The following is a 24816-nucleotide window of genomic DNA, read 5'->3' as shown; positions in this document are numbered from 1 at the left end:
AATGCTATACAAACGTTTTGGCCGGACAGAAATACAAATGCCTGTGTTTTCCTGCGGAGGAATGCGATATCAATATAAATGGCAAGATGTCACACCAGAGGAAATTCCCGTAGATAATCAGGAAAATTTAGAGGCTGTAATTCGTCGTTCTGTAGAATTGGGAATTAATCATATTGAAACTGCACGCGGTTATGGAACATCAGAAATGCAGTTGGGAAAAATCCTCCCCCAATTTCCTCGTGAAAAATTAATAGTCCAAACTAAAGTTTCTCCTGTTGCAGACCCTCAAGAATTTCGCCAAACCTTTGAAAAATCTTTGGCTTATCTTCAGTTAGATTATGTTGATTTGTTTAGTTTACATGGCATTAATAATGCAGAAACTTGGAATGATAGTATTCGTGAAGGTGGTTGTTTAGAAGTAGCAAAACAGTTACAATCTGAAGGTAAGATTAAATTTATTGGCTTTTCTACTCATGGTCACACAGATATAATTTTGCAAGCAATTAATAGTAATAAATTTGATTATGTGAATTTGCATTGGTACTATATTAATCGCCAGAACTGGGCTGCTGTTGAAGCTGCAACTAAATTAGATATGGGTGTATTTATTATTAGCCCTTCTAATAAAGGTGGGTTATTATATCAACCTCCCAAAAAGTTAGTTGATTTGTGTGCGCCTTTGAGTCCAATGGTGTTTAATGATTTATTTTGTTTGAGTCATCCTCAAGTGCATACTTTGAGTATAGGTGCAGCCAAATCAACTGATTTTGATGAGCATTTAAAGACTTTGGAATTATTAGATAATGCGGCAGAAATTCTACCACCAATTATTTCCAGATTGGAATCAGAAGCAATCAATATTTTAGGAGAAGATTGGGTAAAAACCTGGGAAACTAATTTACCAACTTGGGAAGAAACTCCAGGGGAAGTAAATATGCGGGTGATTTTGTGGCTGTTAAATTTGGCTTTGGCTTATGATATGATAGACTATGGCAAAATGCGTTATAATCTCTTAGGACAAGCTGATCATTGGTTTCCTGGTAATCGGGCTGATAGGTTAGATGAATTAGATTTACGAGAATGTCTTGTTAATAGTCCCCAAGCTGAAAAAATTCCCCAAATGTTGGCGAAAGCCCACGATATTTTAGGAAGTGCAGAGATAAAGCGTTTGTCTCAGAGTTGAAAATGGGATTATGGTACTGTGAAATAGGGGATTTGAGAAGTATCTCCTATCTTCCTAACAAATTGAAGAATGTTTCTTTATCAATACCAACATCTTGAATCATTCCTGTTAAAGTACCTTGTTTGATATCTTTTCCCGAATGAATAGGAGTAACAACCCTACGCCCATCATTATGCTTGTAAATGGCGTGACTGCCCTTTTGACGATCAAAATAAAAACCTAATTTTTCAACAACTTTAATAAACTCTTTAGCTTTGACACTTGGAAAAATACTCATACTAAAACAGTTAATGGCTTGACAATAAAATCTTCTTTAGGAATAGGTTGATTATCAGCCATGAGACTTTCAAGATATAATTCTACAGCTTCTGTGATATTGGCGATCGCTTCTTCAAAAGTATCTCCTTGAGAATGACAGCCCTTAAGAAGGGGACAAAAAGCATGATAGCCTCCATCTTCTTCCCTTTCGAGAATGACGGTGTAATTATAAACTTGTTTGCCCTGATTATTCATATACTTGTAAGTTACTCACTAATAACTATTTTATTATAAACTGTTTTGATAAATTTTAAAGTCAGATTTTAATAATTATTGACCGCAGATAAACGCAGATAAACGCAGATAAAGACGGATGATTTTATGATTCTGTACCACAAAAAATTGATATTAAAAATTTAAAATATCTAAAGATGCTTCTATTTCTAATTCTATTATTCTAGCTTGTGTATCTTTATATTCTGCTAATTTTCCTGCTTGCCAATATAAATTTGCTGCTTTATGGAAATCCTCAACTGCTCCCTGTTTATCTGCAATTTCTAATAGGGCATTTCCTCGGTTATAATAAGCATTAACATAGTGAAAATTCATTTTAATTACCTGAGTATAATCGGCAATTGCTGCTGCATATTTTCCCAAATCAAAATGAGCATTACCCCGACAATAATAAGCATCAATATCATCAGGATTAATTTGAATTACCTGATTATAATCAGTAATTGCTCCTTCATAATCTCCTAATTCAACCCGATCATGTCCACGATTTTTATAACCAATAGCATCCTGAGGATCAATATCAATTATTTGCTTTAATTGCTGTTGTTTATCTAATAAATATCGAGATATTTGTCTATCTTTTTGCGTGGTAGCATAATCAGGATTAAGGTTAATTGCCTGATTATAATCTTCAATTGCTCCTTGAGTATCACCAAGATGAGAACGAACATCAGCACGATTTTTATAATTAATCGCAATATGGGGATTAATTCTAATTGCTTGGGTGTAAGCTTCTATGGCTATGTGATAATTACCTATTTGATAATGTACTAAACCTATTTGATTGTAAGCTTGAGGATGATTTATATTAATATTTATTGCTTGACTATAATTAGTAATTGCTGTGTGATATTCACCTAATTGATAATTAACTAAACCGAGTTTATAATAAATATCAGCATCACTATTATTAAACTGTAAAGCTTGATTGTAACTATTAATTGCCGCTGCATATTCCCCTTTTTGGAAATATTCATCACCGAGATTTAAATAAAAAATAGTTAAATCAACAGGTGTAGATTGGGGTTTAATTATTTGACTTTGAAATAAATCAGATTTATGAGAATTTGCCGAAATTGAAAATTGTTCTAAATAGGAAAATAAACCACCACCATACAATAATTGATTAATTCCAAAGGAAATTTTCCCAGTTTTCAATTTAATCATTTGTGTGGGGAGAAATCCAGCTAAAAAAAGGTGATATGCAGATTGGGCTTCATTGACTTCTTCTTGAATCAAAATACAAACAATTACTGCATTTTTTTCCACTTCTTCTGCACTCACTGACCATCTAACTCTATCAATACTACCGTGACGAGATTTGACTTCAACGCCAATTACAGAATTAGCAGTGAGTGTAAAATCACTTTTACCATCACCACCAAAGCGTTTTTCATAATCTACTTCCGTAATAAAATCCGCTAATCTTTCTTTAACAACTTCCTCTCCTAATTTACCTTTAAGATTATTAATAAAAACGTCACGGACTGGAGAAGTGCGTTTATATTTTTCCGCCATTAACCAGCAAAATTCCCGTAATGCCTTTAATCTCTCACCAGAAATGATAGTTAATTCACTATGTTGACCTTCTATTTCACAATGAAGTAGACAACTAGATGTTAACCTTTTCAAAAAGTCAGATTGTAGCGATCGCAGGAGAGTAATCCAATCCATGTCTAATATTTCTGCGGTCTTTTTATGTAAAGCAAGAGATTCATTGGTGTCAACTTAACGCAAAACCCCATGCCGAACTCAAGTTCCTTGCTAATATCGAAAGTTCTCTTTTGATGACTAAACACTAGCAAAATTTATTAGTCCGTTTTAACGGACTTGAGCTATGAGACAGGGAATTTATTCCCTGGCGGTTCTTACGTTGACACCAATAAACACTGCTAAACCCTTACAAATATATAGAAATCCGGTTTGATTCTTCAAAAATACGTAAGGTGTGTTAACGATAACGTAACGCACCAGATCCTTGATCATGGTGCTAAGGATTTTTTCTTTCTTCCTTGATTTGGCGTAAAGTTTGGATAAGTTTTTGATTAGATTCAGTAGATACAGCCGGCGAATTACTACTGGATTTTTCAGAAGTGACAGAATTAGAAGTATTTACTGATGGAGTTTCGGGACGATTTTTAGTATTTTCAGGTTCGGGTAATTTTTGAGAATTTGGTGTGGCTGTTGGTTGGATTTGGAGTTCAGGTAATTTTTGAGAATTTGGTGTCGCTGTTGGTTGGATTTTAGATTCAAATACTTTTTCAGTATTTGAAGTGGCTGTTGGTTGAGTCTTAGAACTTACTCCCGCAGAATTGGGATTATTTTGGAACTTGAGTTGGAAAGGATAAGAGCTAATTAACTGCTTATCAGCTTGAGGTGGATTAGCGCTGAAAAATTCCCTAGCCTTAGATTGTAACTTAGGCGATTCTGTTCCTGCTTGGAATTTAATATCTAAAACCTTACCATCTGGATCTACAACTAATCTACCCACAACTGTCCCTTCCATCTCCGGTGTATCTGTAGAGATGGTTTCACGAATTACCCCTTTCTCTTTAACATTGGGATATTCTTGACGAATATTTTGTCTAAGAGTATTGTAGGAGTTCAGTTTAGCCAGTAATTGTTCAGTTTTTTTACCTTTTGATTCAGATTCATTTGTGATGATTTCTGGCGATTGTCCCCTAGAATTATCTGTTAAAGCTAATTTTTCTCCATCTTGAGGAATCTTAACGGCATTATTTCCTGAGGCCACTGTTTGTGGTGGTGAAATACCTGCTGTTGTTGTACTGCCAATATCAATAGCTTCAGCAGACGGATTATTCAGTGGTTCTCCAGGTATTTCATTACTTTGTCGCACTTCTGGTAACCGATTAATACCGAGAGATCCGGTTTCTTTCATTCTCTGATCTAGATTATTGACAAAAGGAGAAGTCGAGGAAGTCGAGGGAGTATATGTACTTCTTGGTAATCTAGACATTGCTATCTGTAAATCATTGCGAGTCAATCTTTCAATAGATTGCTTGCTAGGCAGATAAGAAAGGTTCAAGTTAGTTGGCGAACTCGGAATAGCTGGTAATACCGACTGACTAGATAATTCCGGTTGTAAAGCGGGATAGTTAGTTAATAGACTGCTTGAATTAGCACCTGGTAGTTGTTGCTGTAGCGGTAATTGGGGTTGCTGTAAAGCTACTGGGGATGTACTAGGGGGTTGTGGTAATCGGCTTTGATCAGCGGTACTCAGTTCCATCAATCCCACTGCTTTGGGTGAGTCAGTTTTAGAAGATTGACCAGAGTTAACTGGCATTAATGGCACAATTAAGGCAATAGCGCCGTGGATACCAAGGGAAGCTATAGCGGCTATTCCCGTTGGTTGGCTGAATATTTCTGGTATGTTTTTTAGGAGAGATACGTAAGACATACTGTTATGGTTGATTCTGATCAGTTAAACTTGAATAGAAATTTTATCAACAAAGAATTCAGGGGTTATCTTCATAATACCTGCGCTATTTTTGCTTTGTTGGGTTAAGCAACAACCCAACCTACGAATCAAGGCTTTTTTCAATTTGGCGAAGGTATTGCTCAATAATGAAGTTAATATCCCACAGTATCATCTACTTAGGGAAGGGGAATAATAATACTCAAGTAAAACTGATTAACTCCTGAAATTTGTGTCTTCTCAATTATTTTTGATCTTTTAGGCTATTTTGTCATTGCCAAGAAGCACCTTACTCCCATACATAATAACTTCCCAAGGGGATAAGTTCAACAGGGGAATTAATGATATCTTCAGTTTTTATGTTCCCGTGATCTGAATATGACACATAACCTTAGCAACAGACTAAGCCTGAATGATATCTAAGACAAGCTGCGCTGAAGCATCCTGGGAATAATGGGGTGCAATCAACATCAAAATTCTCCGAATGCTATACTTTTCCCTGTTCCCTGACTCCATGAATGAATTTAATTTTATTCAACTACTTATAAGATAATAAATCAAGCAATTTGATACTTAGGAGTATTAAAATGGGACTGAATGAAGAATTAATGAATTCTGGTCATAAGGACTTGATTGTCCAAGACTGCTGCACCATGATAGACGCACAACTGGCATCTAAGTCAGGCATAAGCGGCATGGCCATGAAAGCCGCCTTTGCTGCACTCAAGGGAATTCAACCGGGTTATATCACCAATGTGGTTGAGTCCCTCCTACCGGTTTGCTTAACTGCAATTGATCCTATTTGGAGTGCAGGAGTGCAACAGGGTAAACCGGTGGAATACCTCACAGCCAATAGTAATCAGACCGCAAATGCGCTGCTAGGTGTAACTGATGCCAGGGTTAAAAATACCAAACGCCAACTGGTGCGAGGAACTTACGAAAAATTCCGTAATTCCGCAGAAAAACACGTGCAAGAGGCAGTACCAGATTTTGCTCAGGTGATTGGTAAGTATGTTAATAACTAAGTAGAACGGCTTGAATAATTCAAAGTTTGTAGTGGGGAATTTATTCCTCATTTGAGGGCTTCAGCCCTCACTACAAAATCATCTCCAGATGCGCTTCCACATAAATGATAGGAGCGCATATCACCAAAAGCCGATTTGCTGATATATTCCTTCGTGATATAATCGGCTGCTGAGGATATTGAGTTAAAAAGCCCCTAATTGAGCCGGAAACATGAGTTTTTCAAGACTCTAAAAGTTTCAATCTAACCGATGTGCCTGCGCTCAAAAATAAATCCAACTGTCAGTAACCCAGCCCTAAAGGGATTGAGCTTGTAAGAGAAATCAAACAAGCTGTACTGACCAGACCACCCTGAGCGTAGTCGAAGGGTAGCCGTTATTTGAGTCACGACACCTCGGAATGCGTTGCTAGTTCCCCGCTCTGTCGCTTGTGATTAAACAGTTCTAAGGTCACTGGAACAGTGTTGCAAGTCTAACAAGCTCTTATAACTGGTCTAAGCTAACATTACCCCAGAAATGGGAGTTGGTTTCCAGGTTCCAATCAAAAATCTGGTTTCAATTTTAATATCCACAGCGGTTAAAACTGCTCGTGTCGCGGCTGGTGAGCTGCGTCGAACCATCCCTCTCAGCCCTAAAGGGACTGAGTTTTCCGCTTACCGCGTGATCTTATGATATAAAGTTAAAGGAGAATTAGATTAATGACACTTACCTATGGAACAGAGGGATGTCTCCGGATTGGTCAGCAGGCTCCCGATTTTACAGCAACAACCGTAGTAGATCAGGAGTTTAAGTCAATTAAATTGTCTGACTATCGTGGTAGATATGTTGTTCTGATGTTCTACCCCTTAAATTTTACCTTTGTTTGTCCCACTGAAGTTACAGCATTTAGCGATCGCTACGCAGAATTTAGCCAACTAAATACAGAAATTTTGGGTATTTCCGTTGATAGTGAATTTTCTCACCTCGCTTGGATTCAAACAGATCGTAAATCTGGTGGAGTCGGTGACATAAATTATCCCCTAGTTTCTGACATCAAAAAAGAAATTAGTGCCGCTTATAACGTTCTCGATCCCACCGCTGGTATTGCTTTACGCGGTTTATTTATCATAGATAAAGATGGCATTCTACAACACTCCACTATTAATAATCTAGCCTTTGGTCGGAATGTAGATGAAACCCTGCGAACATTACAAGCAATTCAGCACGTTCAGTCCCATAGCGATGAAGTTTGTCCTGTTAATTGGCAACCTGGGGACAAAACCATGAATCCTGATCCCGTGAAGTCTAAAATTTACTTTGCTGATATTTAGAGAATTGGGAATTTGGTAATTAAACTTTTAATTTTGAATATCTTATGTTGACTTCAACTGATTTTACTGGCTTATTTAACGAGCGATTTTTCCATAATTTTCTCCCTATACCCGCGTTAGATAATTTCAGATTGGGTATAGGCACACCAGATTTTAAATTATCAGATATTACTAACAATACTGTTGTTAAGCTATCTGATTTTCGAGGTAAACAACCTGTAATAATTGCCTTTACCAGAATTTTTACCGAAAAGCAATATTGCCCATTTTGTTATCCCCATATTCAAGCCTTAAATGAAAATTATGAACAGTTTAAAAATCGGGGAATTGAAATTCTATTAATTACTAGCACCGACAAAAAGCAAAGTCAAATAATAGTTCAAGACTTGGGCTTAAAAATGCCATTATTGAGTGATTCCAGTTGCCATACATTTCGTACTTATAGAACTGGACAGGCATTAGGAGCGCCATTACCAGCACAATTTATCTTAGATAAAGATGGCAAAATGCTCTACAGACATTTATTTTCCTTCTTAGATCATAATGCCAGTGTAGAGACACTTCTAGAATCAGAATTTTATTTTAGATAATTACAAACCACCAGACTTATTTCTAATAGCAGGTTTTTTTCTGATTTGCCGAGGTACGCGATTATTCTTATTCTTTCTGGGTAGTAAATCGCTCAATGTTACCTGTACACGACCTTTTGTTTCCCGAATTACGCCAGCACTAGAACCCTCACGACTGATTTGCATCATTTGGGTAAGAATTTCCTCTGGCTTTTTGGCGTTGTCCGGGTTTAAAGTAAATAGAGTATTATTACCATCACAACCAGTGTCATTGACAGAAACCACGCAAATGACAGTTTTATTGCGGACTCTACCGCTCATCAACACGACATCTTTGAGGCTACCGCCACTTTCAGCTACAGCCGCATTTAATTTCGGTGTGACGATTTGGCAACGGCTTTGAGGAGTAAATTTCTCACCAAAGTATTTTAAAGATGCTGAAGTCCAAATAATTACAGGGATTGGTTCTCCACCGGGTCGCTGACCAACTGTAGCTACGTTACCATCACCTTGGGATACACAGGTAAATTGAGTTCCAGTGTTGGCTTCCTCCGATGGGTCTACATCCGGCATGGCAGTACTGTTACTATTATCATCTGTATTATCCACAGGTGGTAAGGCTTGAACCGTAGATCCCCAGGACAAAATACTGGATAGGGCTAAGGTGGCAATTGTGATAGCGAAGCCCGACCTCGGAATCGTTGTTTTCCATTGATGTTTCATAAAACCTCGTAAATGTTTAAAGTAAGAGGAGATTAGACTTTTCCGTTTTCTGACTAAAAAGGTGGAAATAATTGATAAAGAACAAAAACACAGATCCTATAAACCCTCTTTTTTCGGACGGGAAGCTCTGTTGGGGGAATTGACTAAAGCTTTGAGGTTGCCATTACTCTGATTATATTCGTAACTATTGGCTGTTAAGTCAGGATGGGGCATAACACAGTATTGTTTACCACCCATCATGATGGTAATTACTTGGCTGCCAGAGGCACAGGAAATGGGTGTTAATTCCCATTTTTGTAGCAATGCGATGTTGGGATCATTGGCTGATAAATCATCGCTTTGGGAGGAATATGGTGTTGATCTTTGGCTGTTACCTATTTCGACTGAACCAGCAATGCGTGAGGCATCAACATTGTTACCAACAGCAGAAATGAAGTTTTTGGTAGCATTGTAGAGGTTGTAACGACCATTATTGCTGATACTATTGCTACCAGGATTATTGTTAGTCCCCAGATCCGGTGAAGCATTCAGAATGAGGACAATACCATCCCGTTGATTATTCTGAATTACATTTTTACGCAGTAAAGGTTTGGCTGATTCAGAGATGACCATACCATCTTTATTTTGGACTATTTGGTTTTCTGTGATTAAGGGTGTGGAAGTATCACCAATAGCTAAACCAAAGCCATTATTCTGAAATAGATTATTGCGAATTTCGCCCCGGCTTGATTTTGTGATAGCAATGCCATTGGCACTGTTTTGCACAAATTGGTTATTTTCAACTCGAGGATTTCCCGTGCCTGTGACAAATACACCTTCCCTGAAGTTGTTAGTAAATGTATTGTTTATGATTATGGGGTTGCTTGATTCTACCCATAGACCCGTACCCCTTTCATTGGTATTGGTGACTGTGATACCAGCAATTGTGGTATCTTGATCTGCTAGGATGGTAATGTTCTGTTTAGCGAAGGTGCGACTGATATAAATACCACCACCGGAAATAACTACTCTTCTACCTTTGCTTGATTCGTCACCCCGTAATGTTATTCCTGGTTTGAGTAATATAGGGAATGTTTCGCTGCTATAGTTGCCGGGAGCTAACTGAATCACTGAACCCGGTTTAGTCTGACTCAGTGCGAAGGTAATGGTTTTGTAAGGAGTTGTTGCAGATGTGCCAGCCTCAGCAGTATTTACACCAATAGCTGGATCAACATAAATTACCTGTGCAACGGTCGGCAATTGCGCCTGGACTGGAAAAGTGAAGATTAAGGAACTAGATATAGCTAAGTTCGCCAATAAAACAGGGGTTTTTGATCTAAACTGGCTGCTCATAAGTACATCCTTGATTTGATGAGTGTATCCTTACATGACTTAATACGAATTAAACCATAAATTCTCTGATAAGACAAGTAAAACTTATAACGAAATTGGGTGAAAACTCCGATAAGCTGTCACGCATCTAGTTTTTGAACCCAATCTCGGCTATAGGCTGGTTTCCACCTCCAAATTATACAATTTAAGTGCGCGACAGCTTAGTTTAGGATGACTTTAGCCATAGAGAACCCATCAAAAGCCAAAAAGTTTTGATGGGTAAGTGGAGAACCCCGTTAAAAAGCGAGATTAAAGCGTCAAGTCAGTTCAATTTGAGAATCATCACCAATTAAAAAGCGTAATGCTTTAGGACGACGGGGGGCAATACTTAACTGGGCGCGTTGTCCAATTAAACTATCAATAATTCGTTGCTGAATTCCAGTAATTTTAGCACCTTCTAAAACCACGCTGTGTTCTAAATCTGTTTCTATGAGTGTTGAATTATCGGCAATACTACTATATGGACCGATAAAACAGTTTTCTAAATAGCAATTATTACCAATTACCACGGGTCCGCGAATTGTACAGTTGATGATTTTAGATTCAGTCCCAATTTGCACTCTGCCAGTAATTTGAGTTTTCGGATCAATATCGCCTAAAATTGATTTTTGCAAATAGGTATCGAGAATGAGACGGTTAGCTTCTAATAAATCATCTTTTTTACCTGTGTCTAACCACCAACCGTCAAGATTACAAGCTAAAACTTCTTTTTCTTGATCTATTAAACATTGAATTGCATCAGTAATTTCTAATTCTCCTCTAGCTGAAGGTTTAATCAGAGAAATCGCATCATGGATAACTGGCGAAAAAAAATAAACCCCTACCAATGCTAAATTTGACGGGGGAACTTTTGGCTTTTCAATTAACTGTAATACTTTGCCTTTTTCGTCTACCTTTGCCACACCAAAAGCACTAGGATTTGTGACTTCACGTAACAGAATCAAAGCATCTGGTTGTTGTTGAGTAAATTTATCTAAAAATGAACTTAAATCTCCTTGTTGAATCAGGTTATCTCCCAAATACATGGCAAATGGGGAATCTTTTAAAAAAGGACGGGCAACTTGGACAGCTTGAGCTAATCCTGCTGGCTTTTCTTGTAAAATATAGGTGATATTAACACCGAATTTTTCGCCATTTCCAGTTTTATTCTTGACTTCTGCCCCTGTTTCTGGGCTGATAATAATACCAATGTCAGTAATCCCCGCAGCAGCCATTTCTTCAATGCCGTACCATAAAATTGGTTTGTTGGCAACTGGAACAAGTTGTTTTGCTCCTGTATAAGTTAAGGGGCGTAATCTTGTCCCTTTTCCACCGGATAAAATCAGTGCTTTCATAGAGATTTTCCTTGTAATTCTTTTAACATTAATCTTAGTTCTTGTCGCCAATGAGGAGGATAAGTTCCTAAGATTTGAGATATTTTCTCACAAGCTAAGACAGAATAAGCAGGACGTTTTGCGGGTGTGGGATATTCGGGGGTAGTAATGGGAATAATATTGGCAATTTTTAGGGGGAAACGGAGTTTTTCTGCTTCTTCAAAGATTGCTATGGCAAAGTCATACCAACTGGCTACACCACTATTTGTATAGTGATAAATTCCCGCATTTTCTGAGGTTAATTGGGGGATAATTTGGGTAATTGTTGAAGCTATATCTTGCGCCCAAGTAGGACTACCAATTTGATCGGCAACTACTCTAACTTCTGATCTTTCTTGACCAACTCGTAACATGGTTTTTACGAAGTTGCTTTTTCCATAAGTTCCATAAACCCAAGCTGTCCGCAAAATTATGTGGTGGGGACAATTTTGTTGAATTGCTATCTCTCCCGCTAATTTTGTTTGTCCATATACACTCAATGGATTGGTACTATCTGTTTCTCGATAGGGATAATTACTATTACCATTAAATACGTAATCGGTGGAAAGATGAATTAAGAAACTTCCTAATTTTTGACTTTCTTCAGCGATAATTTGCGGGGCGACAGTATTGATCAGGTGAGCATTTTCTGGTTCACTTTCGGCTTTATCTACTGCGGTATAAGCAGCGGCATTGATAATTATTTCGGGTTGGGTTTCTCTGATAATTTGGCGTAATTTTTCAGGGTGAGTTAAGTCTATTTCTGGACGGGCAAGGGCAATAACTTTGTAGTTGGATGCTAGGGTATGTTGTAGTTCTGTACCAACTTGTCCGTTACTACCTATTAGTAATATTGATTTACTCATAAACTTCGGCGTTTTTGAAAGTTGGAGCGTTGCTATCTTTAGCTGATAAAATTGGGGGTGTTTCTAGAGGCCAATCTATAGCTAAATCTGGATCATTCCAAAGGATAGCGCGATCGCCTCCTGGTGTATAATAATCTGTAGCTTTATAGATAACTTCGGCAATTTCTGAAAGCACGAGAAAGCCATGGGCAAAACCTGCTGGTATCCACAATTGGCGTTTGTTTTCGGCACTGAGTTCGTAACCTACCCATTGTCCAAAGGTAGAGGAATTTTTTCTAATGTCTACTGCAACATCAAAAATTGTCCCAACAATAGCGCGGACTAATTTACCTTGAGGTTGGATGCTTTGATAATGCAATCCTCGTAGCACATTGTATTCAGATTTGGAGTGATTATCTTGGACGAAGTTGGCTGTGATTCCCAGTTTTTCTGTGAATGTTTTTTGATTGTAGGATTCGAAGAAAAAGCCCCGTGAGTCTTGGAATACTTTGGGTTCTAGGAGGAGGATATCAGGAATAGAGGTGGGGATAATATTCATTGAATGGTTGAATATTTTAAAGAACACTTAAAACAATATCACGATTTCAATTTGACTATATAATTTGTTTATGAATAAATGTAGTTGCTTTAATGCGAGGATTAAAACTAGCTCCAGTTCGATTAGTCACAATCCACAAAAAAGATCGCCCACAATCTCGCATGACTCGCAGCAGAGATTCTGAATTGTCACCCAATGACGGCACAGCAATAGGTGTAACCACAATCCCTTGACTACCAAGGACAATAGTAGCGATAGCCCTTGATCTTCGGATATGATAATCCGATGTAATTAAATAAAGATGCTGTAACTTACTGTCAGCAAATTTGTTTACCAGTGTTGTGAAATTAGTTACTGTATCCGTCGCCGTGCCATCAAACCGTAATTGCCGATTAGGAACACCAAACTTTTCAAAAATCAGGCGATTATAATTTAAGTTTGATTCAAAATCAGAAACCCAAATATCTAAATTTCTGTGAGATTGCCAGAACTGGGCAGCAAATTCCATCCGACTACCATTACCACCCAATACAAGAATTGCTTGGGGTACAGGAACTTGGTGAAAGGCTATCGCTATCTTCACAGGAATTATGCCCACTAACACCAATATGATCCCGAAAACAAACCAAGCTAATTTAACCTTCCATTTCATAGGCTATCAAGTTCTACATAATTCTTCTTCCTCTTTCTTCCTCCTGACTCCTAGTATTCAAGCTAACTATTCATTCCGTCCTGCGGTACTAGTACACAACGGCGTAAATCAACCAACTATTAAAAATTACTAAAAAGCTTGTGTAATCTGCTTTTTTAATTTTTAATTGTTAATTTTTAATTCCGCCCTGCGGTACTAGCTTCCAAAACTGTTCCCCGCAAACACACCCGATCTAAATTTGCGCCATTTAACTTCACTGCATCTAATTCAGCACAGAGTAAATTAGCTCCGGTCAAATCAGCCCCTGCTAAATTTGCTGCTCTTAAATCTGCTTCTTCAAGATTCGCTTCAATTAGTACAGCACCTTGTAGATCTGCACCGCTTAAATCTGCACCTTTGAGATTAGCTTCAGTTAAATTTGCACCTCGTAAATCTGCACATCGCAAGTCAACACTCTGCAAATTTACACCATGCAAATTAGCACCACTTAAAAAAGCACCCGCTAAAGACGCATCGTTGAGGATTGCTCCCATCAAGTTACTACCCCGTAAGTTGCTACCACGTAAATCCGCACTTGTCAAGTTAGCCTGCATCAAGTTTGCACCCATCAGGTTAGCCCGCAAGTCGGTTTCTTGCAGATTAGCCCCCATTAAATTTGCACCTTCAAAATGACCACCCTCTAATTTAGAACCAGTGAAGTCAGTCCCCACCAGTTTAGCCCCTGTTAAATTTATCTTCCTTAAATCTAGGTGAGATAGATCCTCATCTTCTAAATTTGCACCGGGGAGTTGTTTGTTTTGCCCTAATCTAATGGTTTCTATATTCATTTGCTGTACACTGAAATCTGCTCACTACTTTTGCTGTCGGTATCCCAACGGGAGTCAAGTAACCATAAACCGCTGCTGATCTTGGGTGTCATTATCGGTAAATCAAGCCCCTGTTGTAAACCCATTACTAATAAACCTAATGTATCTACAAGTTTAGGATCAAAGCGGGTAGATTGTTGTTTTCGACACCGATCTAGGGCTTGAGAAAATATCTCTGCTCCCCCTTTGCTAGAGTATTTATACTGGTTAACTTGTAGCTGAAATTCTGCAACCAATGATAAAATTCTTGATTCTAAAGGAATATCATCACCAGCTAAACCGGCGGGTTCGCCTGTACCATTCCACCATTCGCTTTGGTGGGTGATAATTTGAGCTATAGCCCGTAGTCTTGGCATGATTCGTAATGCTTGCGCTGCTGGTACGAGAGGACAAGCCAGGGGACAACTGGGAGCTTCATCTTGATAAGCTGTTGTTATATGACTGGGACTAATCAGGCTTTCGGCTTTTTGCAGTGGGTCTAAGCGATGCAACAAAGCAGCTAGGCGTAATCTTTTAATTTGCCATGCGGGTAAATCTAATAATTGCCCCATTGTTTCAACAACAGATGCTACTTCTGATGCGGCTACAGGATTGCGGCTATCTGCTAGATCAATCAACTGTGCCATCCGCAAAAATGCCTGAATTTCGTTAGATACCAAGTTACGATCTAGAAATTTTTGGTGAGATGCTGTGAGAATAGGTAAGTTACCTTGTCCGGTTTTGAGGTAATCAACAACACGAGAGACAACGGTAGCTACTTCTTCTCCTGGACAGATAGCTGGGTGAATTGCTTGTTTATATTGACTTAGTTTGAGTGCTAGTTCAGGATGATAGTCTTTGATATGAGCGATCGCTAACTCTGCGGTTTCTTCCACTAATTCCGGTTCAAATGTCCATAAACCGTAGAATTTACGCTCTAAATCGCAAGTTGGCAAACCATCCTTCCCATAGTCAGCTTCAGATAACTCTTGACAAATTACCATAGCTGTGTAGTCAGGAGCTAAAATCATCAAATGCCACTCCTGCGCCACAGGATCATCAGCAGCTAATCCCACTAAATCAATGTTAGGTAATTGACCAGTAGGATGTTCGGCAAAACCAGCATCAGCCGCCGCCATAATCACAATTGCCCGGCTGTGTTGCGCGATATCTGCGTATCTTTGAGCCTCTTCCAGATACCATTTACCCTGCTGGAAAGCCGTAATCACCAAAGGATCATTATCTTTCGTTAAAATATGATCTTCCAAGGCATGGCAGAGAGACACTAAGGTATTTTTATAGTACACGCCAAAATGAATAGGTCTAGCACTATGGCGGTGAGATGCTTCTAACTGTTGAAGAATTGAACCTTGTAACATGGAATTAATTGGGGATTTCGGATAATAGGGCGGTTAGAAACCGCGTCTACACAGGCAAAACCCACACTTCGGCAAGCTCAGTGACCGCCTTCGTGGGTTCAATATCTTAAGTTTTAATTAGTCCGCACAGGCGGACTTCGTTTGTGTAGCCGCGTATCCCTAACGGAAGCGAGAGGCATCTTTCTGATCACCTGGGCTTATGTTTTCTATAATACGCCAGCCAATTGTTTTTCTGGTTTTTCTATGGGTGCAGAAAGTGCATCTTCCAAATCAGCGCAACCCAATTTGACTTCCAAAATATTCATCACTTCCCGTCCGAAGTCATTGGGATTTTGTCGCCAAGCTTGTAAGCAAACTTCACCAAAGAAAGAACCTAATGGTTCAGGATTCCAAAGGAGTTTTTTTGCTGTCCAAGGCATTAAACTCATCGGATCATAACCAGGTTTGAGAATCCCCTCTTTAAAGGCATATTCTTCTAAATGGGTATGGGGTTGGAGTCCAATGAAGAAAATAGCAGGTTCAACTTTATCAGCCCCAAAAATCCGTTCGAGTTCGCGGTGATAAGCAATAGTTTGACGAATAGTTTCAGGACGTTCATCTATTACATTAAAGGAGTAGTTAACAGAAACTACATCATTGAAACCGGCGGATTTTAAATCACGACAATTTTGTAAAACAGTTCGTAAGTTATAACCCATTCGCATTTTGCGAACCAGTTCTTGAGAACCGCTTGTAATCCCGATTTCAAAATAATTCATGCCTGTTTTTACCATCAACTCACACAATTCGGGTGTTAAGTTGTCGGCTCTAATGTATGCTGCCCAATGAATATCTGACATTCCCGAATCAACGATTTTCTGGAGAAGTTCTACAGCATCATCAATGAATTTACGGGCGGGAATAAATTGAGCATCTGTAAACCAAAAGTTACGAATTCCTCGATTGTATAATTCTCGAATTTCCGCAACAACTTCGTCACTAGGGTTAATGCGGACTTGTTTACCCTCGACTACTGTATAAACACAATAACAGCAATTATGAGGACAACCACGTTTGGTTTGGACACCAATATAAAAATCCTGTTCTTGCAGGTAATAATTAAATTCCGGCCAAATGGTTTCGATGTAATCGTAATTACAAACTGTTTTTTCTAGGGGTGTAGGTTGTTCGTGAATTAGGCGTTGACGCGGTTTATTTTCTCCCACTACATAACAGCGTTCATCTCGAAAATCTTCACCATTAAGTAGTTTTGTCAGCAGGGTTTCTCCTTCACCTACAGAAATAATCGTTCCGGGCGGTGAGCTTTTACCCAACTGTTCATAAAAGACGCTAACTGCACCGCCACCTAAGACTACACGGGCTTGAGATTGATATTTTTGGGCGCGTTTTAAACCCCGTTTAACTAATCCTAAATTGCGCCATAATTCTACATAATAAGCAATAAAAATTCGTAATCCGCCAAAAGCACCACGCAATTTAATCAAGGGATTTTTTGCGTAGTAAAATTCAAAGGCGTTTTGGAGAGGATTACCGCCCCGTCCACCTACTGGCGCATAAATTTGAATATCCCGCCAAGAAAAGACGAGCAATGTGGGTTGAAACTCGTCAATACATCTGTCTAAGGCAGAAGTATAATCTAGTGGGGGGATTGTGCCTAAGTCAAAAATCCGCTGTTCTGCATGGGGAAATAGCTTGTGAACATGATCTGCAAGATAGACAACACCAATGGGAAAGATGGGGTTACAGGGAAGGCGAACGTAGAGGATTTTATTTGCGTTCATACGTATTTAAACTGTAATGCTTGCCGTAGTTGAGGAAAAGAGAGTTATACCAGCATTATCTTTGACATTTCAGTTGTTTTGTGGTGTGCAAAAATTTTTGCCGTTAGCAATCAGATTGAAAGCGAAAACTGCACTGCATAAAATTTGCTTTTTATATTATGTGGATGGTGTTTATACCACGGGGATTAAAATCCCTCCTGTCGCGGCTGGTGAGCCATGTCGAACCATCCCTTTCAGGGAGCCAAGCCCCCGAGTTTCCCACTTACCGCGAGATATTATGAACAAAATTTTCATATACATTTACCATAACATCGAGTTTATAAATTTAGCGATGATTTTTAGTTGTAATTCTAGAGATAGAGTCAGAGATAATTCAACTTACCAGCGAGAATAAAGTTTGGGGATAAGAGGCTGAAATTCTTATCTACAAACTATTTACAGAGATTCTATCGAAAATAAACAGCCAGATTTACGTTTATTAGCTATTTTGTAAAGTAAATATAAATTTATTTACAAAATTTTTAGAGAAACACTTGGTAAGCGAAAAACCCAGTGACTTCAGCCCTGAAAGTGTTAATCAACTTCGCTATTATTAGTTTCTGTGCTTTGCATAACCGTATCAAAACCCATTCTTTGTTCTGCATTTCGCAAAAAATAACCACTAATCATCGCAGATGCCAATAAGCGACCTAAATTTTCCCGATTAGTAGAAATAGTAATCCCGAACTGTTCAGAAGGTAAATTTCCTAAAAGTCCGATAATATTCCGTTCCATTACCTGCAAAACTTCCGTAGAAGTAGGTTTAGATAATTGGTTAACTGTTTCTGGACTTAATGATTTAACGTATTGCCATAATAAATTACTTGTTTCCGACTCACTATTAAAAAATTCTGATACTCGATTAGATTTGTTACTCACCTTTGACCTCCTGTACTGCCACTACTAACGACGGTGTTTGTGACTGGAATAACTGGTAGTTATTGCTGATTCTATTTAGTTAACTATTATATAATTCATGTCAACCAATCTAACAGTTTATTCCTTTCGAGGGAGTCGGTTTAACCGTACTAAAATGGGAGTGTTTTTCACCTATTTAGTGAGTATGGGTGGGGAAACTCCACCCACAAAGCAAAAAATAACTGACCATTGACTAATAACAACCGACTAACTGGCAAGGTACTCATTCATAGTCGCTTTAGATTTGCGAAGTTTGTTTAAAGCTTCGCGTTCAATTTGGCGGACTCTTTCCCGGCTAATATTCAAGACTTCACCAATTTTAGCCAGAGTTAAAGATTGTCCATCTACTAACCCAAAACGCAGGGTAATGACTTCCTTTTGTTGGGGAGTGAGTTCTGACATGATCCGTTCTAAGTCATAGGAGAGGGAAGTTTGCATGACAAAATCTTCCGGTGTTGCTCCTGTGTCTTCTAACATTTCTCCCAGTTCGGTGTCATAGTTATCTCCTAACCGCAAGTCTAGAGATAATGGCAGACGGGCTTTCTCTAAGTATTCTCGCACCTGCTTGGGTGTTAAATCTAACTCTTGAGATAATTCCGCTACTGTGGGCGCACGTCCTAGACCTTGGGATAGTTGCCGCTGGGCTTTTTTAATTTTGTTGAGTTTTTCCGTAATATGAATGGGCAAGCGAATAGTCCGGGCTTTTTCGGCGATCGCCCGAGTAATAGCTTGACGTATCCACCAATAGGCATAGGTAGAAAATCTGTACCCTTTGGTGGGGTCAAATTTTTCTACACCTCGTTGCATTCCGATGCTGCCTTCTTGAATGAGGTCAAGTAAATCAACATTGCGTTTAATGTACTTTTTGGCAACGGACACGACTAAACGGAGATTGGCTTCTACCATTTTCCGTTTGGCTATTTCACCAACAGCGATCGCCTGATTTAATTCTGATACTTCTATATCAGAGGCTGCTGCCCACTCTTCTACACTGGGTTCATGACCTAACCGGGTAGCAAGACCTTCCCGGATCTCATGCAAAGCAGTAGATCGTTGCACCTGTTTACCATAAAAAATTTCTTCTTCGTGGGTGAGGAGTGGCACACGGCCAATCTCACGCAGGTAAGTCCGCACGAGGTCGGTGGCTGATTGAGCGGTCTTCATGGCGCTACTCTTGGGTAATGGTGGGTTTGCTGATAGGGTCGTTAACGGAATAATGTTTTGAGTTGGTCACACCCGATCAACTCAGGTTACTCTTATTTGGGAAATTAGGTACTTTACTGCTAAAGGTTACACCTGTCTGCTTGTTTCCACAAGTATCTATAGTTAGATACACAGTAGCAAGTCAAACATTTTTTGTGTTTTCGGGAATATTAATAATTGTAACATTTATGAGAATAATTTGACTATAGGGAAACCCGCACTTTGGCCGTAATTTGAGATCACCTCAGACGCTGAAATTACTGAATAGCATACATTTACTGGGATAACGATCAATTCTCTAGAGCGGAAATAGCTTCCTCATATTTGTTAAAATATCTCAATGATAACCATAATTATTCTTTTGTAACAATTGCTTAATAATGTCGGACTATGATTTTTAGGATTATTTTGATGAAGATGAGGAAAACGTCTGAACTATGATTTTTCTGATTATTTTGATTAATATGAGGGATTTTCCCGATAAATCCGCAGGATTCATCATAAAAATCATCAAAGGTCTGAACTATGATTCTTGTGATTCTTTTAATTAAGATGATATATCTGTCGTAAAAATCATAGATTTCTGCGAAAAACTAGCCAAATAATCATAAAAATCATCAAAATCACAAAAATCATAGTTTAGACAATTAACTCATGGGACAGTATTCTTGGATTACCTTGACATCCAAAGTTGTGTTTTGCAGAGAATAGATAGCAGCGGCTGTGGCTCTAGCACCTGCAATAGTGGTAATAATGGGGATTTTGTAGCCTAAAGCCGTGCGACGAATTAGCTTAGAATCGGCATGAGCTTCTTCTCCAGAGGGTGTATTGATGATGAGTTGAATTTTTTGATTTTTAATCGCATCCAGGACGTGGGGACGACCTTCATGGAGTTTGAGGACAGATTGAATTTCTAACCCTTGTTCCTGAAGAACTTGACGCGTTCCTTGGGTAGCCATGATTGTAAAGCCTAACTTAATAAACTCCTTGACTACATCTGCTGCGAGAGGTTTGTCTCTGTCACTCATGGAAACAAATACAGTTCCTTGAAGCGGTAATTTTTCCCCTGCGCCTAATTCTGCTTTAGCAAAGGCGCGGCCGAAATCGCTGTCAATACCCATTACTTCGCCAGTTGAGCGCATTTCTGGACCCAAAATGGTATCTGTACCGGGGAACTTACTAAATGGTAAAACCGCTTCTTTGACGGCAATATGAGAGGGAATGACTTCTTTTGTAAATTTCACTTCCTCTAAGGTTTTCCCCGACATAATTAAGGATGCGAGTTTGGCTAATTGTACCCCTGTGGCTTTAGATACAAATGGAACTGTCCGTGATGCTCTGGGGTTAGCTTCCAAAATATACACTTGGGGAGAATAACCATTTGCACCAACTACAGCAAATTGAATATTCATTAATCCCACGACAGATAGAGCTTGTGCTAGTTGAACTGTCCATAACCGGATTTGGTTGAGGACTGCGGGAGAAAGGGAAATGGAAGGTAAGGAACAAGCTGAGTCACCGGAGTGAATTCCCGCCTGTTCAATGTGTTCCATGATGCCACCAATGACAACATTACCAGTATGATCGGCGATCGCATCTACATCCACTTCAATGGCGTTTTCTAAGAACTTATCAATTAAAATCGGGTGATCTGGTTCTACTTGCACAGCAAAGGTCATGTAGCGTTCTAATTCAGTATCAGAATAAACGATTTCCATTGCTCGTCCGCCTAATACATAACTAGGACGGACTACTACTGGATAACCAATCCGCTTGGCAACAATCAAAGCATCTTCATAACTTCTCGCCATACCATTAGGCGGTTGGGCGATATTTAATTCTTGCAGAATCTTTTCAAAGCGTTCCCGGTTTTCCGCCATATCTATAGAATCGGGTGATGTTCCCCAAATCTTGGTGATACTATTGGAGTTTTGTAAATATTCTTGCAGGGGAATGGCTAATTTTAATGGTGTTTGTCCACCGAATTGGACAATTATCCCCACGGGGTTTTCGGCTTCAATGATGTTAAGAACGTCTTCTTTCGTCAATGGTTCAAAATACAGGCGATCGCTGGTATCGTAATCTGTAGAAACTGTTTCTGGGTTAGAATTGACCATAATTGTTTCATACCCGGCATCATGTAGAGAATATGCAGCATGACAACAACAATAATCAAACTCAATTCCTTGACCAATGCGGTTTGGTCCACCACCCAAAATCATCACCTTGGGTTTATCTGTTGGTAATACTTCCGTTTCTTCTTCGTAGGTAGAATAGTAATATGGGGTCAGAGCCTCAAATTCAGCAGCACAGGTATCAACAGTTTTGTAAACGGGGATAACTTCTAACTGTTTGCGATAGGTGCGAACTTCATCTTCTTTGGTTTTTGTAGCATAGGCTATTTGGCGATCGCTAAAACCATTTCTTTTGACATCATACATTTGTGCTTTTGTCAACTGCTTCAGAGGAGTCCGCTTGAGAAACTTTTCTATTTCTAGCAGTTCTTGTAATTTATCTAAAAACCAAGGGTCAATTGCCGTTAGTTCGTAGATTTCCTCATTACTCATTCCCAACTGCATAGCATGACGCACAGAAAAGATGCGTTCTGGGTTAGGAGTCCGCAATTGAGCGCGAATTTGTTCCCCACTGGGCAATTTTTCGGCTTTATCACAACCCCAACCAGCGCGTCCGGTTTCTAGGGAACGCAAAGCTTTTTGGAAGGATTCATTAAATGTCCGGCCAATAGCCATGGCTTCGCCCACAGACTTCATTTGGGTAGTTAAAACCGCTTCTGAACCAGGGAATTTTTCAAACGCAAACCGGGGAATTTTCGTAACTACATAGTCAATTGTTGGTTCAAAGCAAGCGGGAGTTTTTTTGGTGATATCGTTTTGCAATTCATCCAAAGTGTAACCTACAGCTAACTTAGCCGCGATTTTCGCAATGGGAAAACCTGTAGCTTTGGAAGATAAAGCCGAACTGCGGGAGACACGGGGGTTCATTTCAATTACCACCACGTCACCATTAACGGGATTTACGGCAAACTGGATATTAGAACCGCCGGTTTCGACACCAATTTCGCGGATAATTTTAATTGCCATATCCCGTAACCGTTGATATTCTTTATCGGTCAGGGTTTGGGCAGGGGCAACGGTGATAGAATCTCCGGTATGAATCCCCATAGGGTCGAGATTTTCGATAGAACAGATAATCACGACGTTATCGGCTAAATCCCGCATTACTTCTAGTTCATACTCTTTCCAACCCAATAAAGATTGGTCAATGAGAATTTGGGAAACGGGACTAGCGTCAATCCCTACTTGCGCCATTTCTTCAAATTCTTCTTGATTATAGGCGATACCCCCACCAGTCCCCCCCATTGTAAAGGCTGGACGGATAATTAAAGGATATGTGCCAATTTGGAGAGCGATCGCTTTTGATTCATCTAAAGTGGAAGCTGTACCACTGGGACACACAGCCACCCCAATCTTAGCCATAGCTTCATTAAACAGTTTTCTGTCTTCGGCTTTTTCAATAGCTGGTAATTTCGCACCAATTAACTCAACGTTGTATTTATCTAAAACGCCATTTTTCGCTAACGCTACAGCCAAGTTAAGGGCAGTTTGTCCTCCCATTGTTGGCAACAAAGCATCTGGACGTTCTTTGGCAATAACTTTTTCGACTATTTCCGGTGTCAGCGGTTCAATATAGGTGCGGTCGGCTGTTTCCGGGTCGGTCATGATTGTCGCTGGGTTAGAGTTTACCAGCACGACTTCATAGCCTTCTTCTCGCAAGGCTTTACAGGCTTGAGTTCCAGAGTAGTCAAATTCACAGGCTTGGCCAATTACTATTGGACCTGAACCTAACAGGAGTATTTTTTTGAGGTCTTGACGACGGGGCATAGTTTTTACCTTAGATGACAAAAATACAAATCTTGACTATTTTAAGGGTCTTTATGTCCTCATTATCAACTTTTCCGGGTAGCGGTTGCGTTAAGGGGAAGAATTTATGGGAATGGGGGATTTTTGGTAATGGTTTTTACGTTTTTTTTCTCACGCAGAGGCGCAGAAGCACAAAGAGAATTTAATTGTTTATTTATTCGTTATGGATTATGACAATAAGTAAGTCGGCCCAATAAAATCGATATATGTTTAGTTTTGTAAAAACCGTGAAACACCCTATTTATAAGGTATTCGTTAATTTATATTTCGTTACATAGATTGATTTTTTAACGCCGACCTACTTAAAGCTGCACAGATAATTAATTTATCTTTCTTTATCTGCGTTTATCTCCGTTCATCTGCGTTCAATTATTTATTGTTAGATATATAAAATAGGCAATAAAAATAATTGCTTTTAAATGCCTGATATAGAAAATGGCAGAAATGGTAATTTACTCTTTTCTGCCAAAAGGATTAATTTTGTAAAATTCTCAATTACTAAAATTTTCTCTGTGTTGATTTTGTTAAATTGAGATTATGAGAAGTTTAATTTTGAGCAAGTTGCACAAAACCCAAGGTTAAACTATCTTTAGCTAGGAAATGAGCTAAGTGATAAGCTCTTTCTTCAGTTTTTAAGAGGATTTTTTCGTATAAGTAGCGTGTGCCTCTATCACCTAAACTCTCTGCCTGTGCGGCTTGACGGCGAATTACTCCAATTAATGCTTGTTCGGCAATTAGGTTATTTTCTACCATCTTCCGAGCAGAAAATACGCCATCTGCTTCTGGTTCAAAACAGCATAATTCAGCTAATTTGCTGAAACTTGCTGCGGGAATACCACCCAAACCATTCAAGCGCTCGCCGATTTCATGGATGTGATCTTGTACTTCTTTATAACTGGCGTTAAAGAATTCATGCAGTGAATTAAATTCTGCACCTTCAACTACAAAATGATGTTTTTGGTATTGTAAGTACAATGCCTGAAAACTAGCTAATACGACATTAAATCCTTCAACAACTGGGGCGGTAACACTGTGATCTAGTAATACAGGATTGTCGTAAACCTGACCAAAATTGTGTAATATAGTTTGCGTATCAGACATGGTTTTTCTCTCTTTTTAACAGTTATGATTTTTAA

21 protein-coding genes and 1 pseudogene are annotated in these 24816 nt (G+C 39.1%); 4 read left to right on the top strand and 18 right to left on the bottom strand.

The features are described 5' to 3' along the window. Nucleotide 1 precedes the first annotated feature (1 nt). Nucleotides 2-1183, top strand: coding sequence for an aldo/keto reductase (locus BMF77_RS16525; RefSeq protein ID WP_148764288.1), 1182 nt, complete (start codon nt 2-4; stop codon nt 1181-1183). Between the two features lie 46 nt (nt 1184-1229). Here the strand turns inward: BMF77_RS16525 and BMF77_RS16520 are convergent, their stop codons facing one another. The 4 genes from BMF77_RS16520 to BMF77_RS16505 all read right to left on the bottom strand — a co-directional run bounded on the left by BMF77_RS16520 (nt 1230) and on the right by BMF77_RS16505 (nt 5153). After that, nucleotides 1230-1460 (bottom strand): type II toxin-antitoxin system HicA family toxin, encoded by a 231-nt coding sequence (locus BMF77_RS16520; protein WP_148764286.1) that lies wholly within the window; start codon nt 1458-1460, stop codon nt 1230-1232. Further along, nucleotides 1457-1696, bottom strand: a complete 240-nt coding sequence (locus BMF77_RS16515) for a type II toxin-antitoxin system HicB family antitoxin (RefSeq protein ID WP_015080402.1) — start codon at nt 1694-1696, stop codon at nt 1457-1459. Before BMF77_RS16515 ends, BMF77_RS16520 begins: the two co-directional genes overlap by 4 nt. Nucleotides 1697-1849: 153 nt before the next feature. Then, nucleotides 1850-3409 (bottom strand): tetratricopeptide repeat protein, encoded by a 1560-nt coding sequence (locus tag BMF77_RS16510; RefSeq protein ID WP_148764284.1) that lies wholly within the window; start codon nt 3407-3409, stop codon nt 1850-1852. 316 nt (nt 3410-3725) lie between these two features. After that, nucleotides 3726-5153 carry a hypothetical protein gene (locus BMF77_RS16505; RefSeq protein ID WP_148764282.1) on the bottom strand — a complete coding sequence of 476 codons (1428 nt, stop codon included), beginning with the start codon at nt 5151-5153 and terminating at the stop codon, nt 3726-3728. Nucleotides 5154-5758: 605 nt separating this feature from the next. Between BMF77_RS16505 and BMF77_RS16500 the strand changes: the two genes are divergently transcribed. Next, nucleotides 5759-6196: a hypothetical protein gene (locus tag BMF77_RS16500; RefSeq protein ID WP_148764281.1), complete on the top strand. Its 438-nt coding sequence runs from the start codon at nt 5759-5761 to the stop codon at nt 6194-6196. Nucleotides 6197-6687: 491 nt separating this feature from the next. Here BMF77_RS16500 and BMF77_RS28705 read toward each other — a convergent pair whose 3' ends face one another. Beyond that, nucleotides 6688-6813, bottom strand: coding sequence for a hypothetical protein (locus tag BMF77_RS28705; RefSeq protein WP_256370313.1), 126 nt, complete (start codon nt 6811-6813; stop codon nt 6688-6690). Between the two features lie 78 nt (nt 6814-6891). On the opposite strand from BMF77_RS28705, the gene BMF77_RS16495 reads away from it, so the two are divergent. Further along, nucleotides 6892-7503 carry a peroxiredoxin gene (locus BMF77_RS16495; RefSeq protein ID WP_015080406.1) on the top strand — a complete coding sequence of 204 codons (612 nt, stop codon included), beginning with the start codon at nt 6892-6894 and terminating at the stop codon, nt 7501-7503. Nucleotides 7504-7547: 44 nt separating this feature from the next. Next, nucleotides 7548-8093: a peroxiredoxin gene (locus BMF77_RS16490; RefSeq protein ID WP_148764279.1), complete on the top strand. Its 546-nt coding sequence runs from the start codon at nt 7548-7550 to the stop codon at nt 8091-8093. Here the strand turns inward: BMF77_RS16490 and BMF77_RS16485 are convergent, their stop codons facing one another. The 13 genes and pseudogenes from BMF77_RS16485 to BMF77_RS16425 form a co-directional block, all read right to left on the bottom strand. After that, nucleotides 8094-8795 (bottom strand): COP23 domain-containing protein, encoded by a 702-nt coding sequence (locus BMF77_RS16485; RefSeq protein ID WP_148764277.1) that lies wholly within the window; start codon nt 8793-8795, stop codon nt 8094-8096. 378 nt (nt 8796-9173) lie between these two features. After that, nucleotides 9174-10040 (bottom strand): annotated as a pseudogene (locus BMF77_RS16480) (DUF1565 domain-containing protein); the annotation flags it as partial. A gap of 383 nt (nt 10041-10423) precedes the next feature. Then, nucleotides 10424-11500 (bottom strand): glucose-1-phosphate thymidylyltransferase, encoded by a 1077-nt coding sequence (locus BMF77_RS16475; protein ID WP_148764273.1) that lies wholly within the window; start codon nt 11498-11500, stop codon nt 10424-10426. Next, the gene (rfbD, locus tag BMF77_RS16470; protein ID WP_148764271.1) at nt 11497-12384 is read right to left on the bottom strand and encodes a dTDP-4-dehydrorhamnose reductase; all 888 of its coding nucleotides are present in this window, start codon (nt 12382-12384) and stop codon (nt 11497-11499) included. Before rfbD ends, BMF77_RS16475 begins: the two co-directional genes overlap by 4 nt. Next, nucleotides 12377-12922: a dTDP-4-dehydrorhamnose 3,5-epimerase gene (rfbC, locus tag BMF77_RS16465; protein WP_148764269.1), complete on the bottom strand. Its 546-nt coding sequence runs from the start codon at nt 12920-12922 to the stop codon at nt 12377-12379. The genes rfbD and rfbC overlap by 8 nt, the downstream gene beginning before the upstream one ends. Before the next feature lie 55 nt (nt 12923-12977). Further along, on the bottom strand, nt 12978-13574 hold the full coding sequence (locus BMF77_RS16460) for a YdcF family protein (RefSeq protein WP_148764267.1): 597 nt from the start codon (nt 13572-13574) through the stop codon (nt 12978-12980). Between the two features lie 176 nt (nt 13575-13750). Continuing rightward, a complete protein-coding gene (locus BMF77_RS16455; protein ID WP_148764265.1) occupies nt 13751-14401 on the bottom strand; it encodes a pentapeptide repeat-containing protein in 651 nt (216 codons plus the stop codon). Then, on the bottom strand, nt 14398-15798 hold the full coding sequence (locus BMF77_RS16450) for a DICT sensory domain-containing protein (RefSeq protein ID WP_148764263.1): 1401 nt from the start codon (nt 15796-15798) through the stop codon (nt 14398-14400). Before BMF77_RS16450 ends, BMF77_RS16455 begins: the two co-directional genes overlap by 4 nt. 206 nt (nt 15799-16004) lie before the next feature. Then, entirely contained in the window at nt 16005-17579 is a 1575-nt protein-coding gene (locus BMF77_RS16445) for a photosystem II high light acclimation radical SAM protein (RefSeq protein WP_148764261.1), read from the bottom strand. A gap of 573 nt (nt 17580-18152) precedes the next feature. Further along, the gene (locus tag BMF77_RS16440; protein ID WP_015080421.1) at nt 18153-18497 is read right to left on the bottom strand and encodes a DUF760 domain-containing protein; all 345 of its coding nucleotides are present in this window, start codon (nt 18495-18497) and stop codon (nt 18153-18155) included. Between the two features lie 246 nt (nt 18498-18743). Next, the gene (locus tag BMF77_RS16435; protein ID WP_148764259.1) at nt 18744-19700 is read right to left on the bottom strand and encodes an RNA polymerase sigma factor, RpoD/SigA family; all 957 of its coding nucleotides are present in this window, start codon (nt 19698-19700) and stop codon (nt 18744-18746) included. A gap of 686 nt (nt 19701-20386) precedes the next feature. Further along, entirely contained in the window at nt 20387-23641 is a 3255-nt protein-coding gene (carB, locus tag BMF77_RS16430) for a carbamoyl-phosphate synthase large subunit (RefSeq protein ID WP_015080423.1), read from the bottom strand. A gap of 585 nt (nt 23642-24226) precedes the next feature. Beyond that, a complete protein-coding gene (locus BMF77_RS16425; protein WP_015080424.1) occupies nt 24227-24781 on the bottom strand; it encodes a Dps family protein in 555 nt (184 codons plus the stop codon). Nucleotides 24782-24816 lie beyond the last annotated feature (35 nt).

This window comes from Dolichospermum sp. UHCC 0315A (assembly GCF_008121535.1).
Taxonomy (GTDB): Bacteria; Cyanobacteriota; Cyanobacteriia; order Cyanobacteriales; family Nostocaceae; genus Dolichospermum; species Dolichospermum lemmermannii.
The sequence above is the reverse complement of the archived record's forward strand: the minus strand, read 5'-3'. Positions and strand labels throughout refer to the sequence as shown.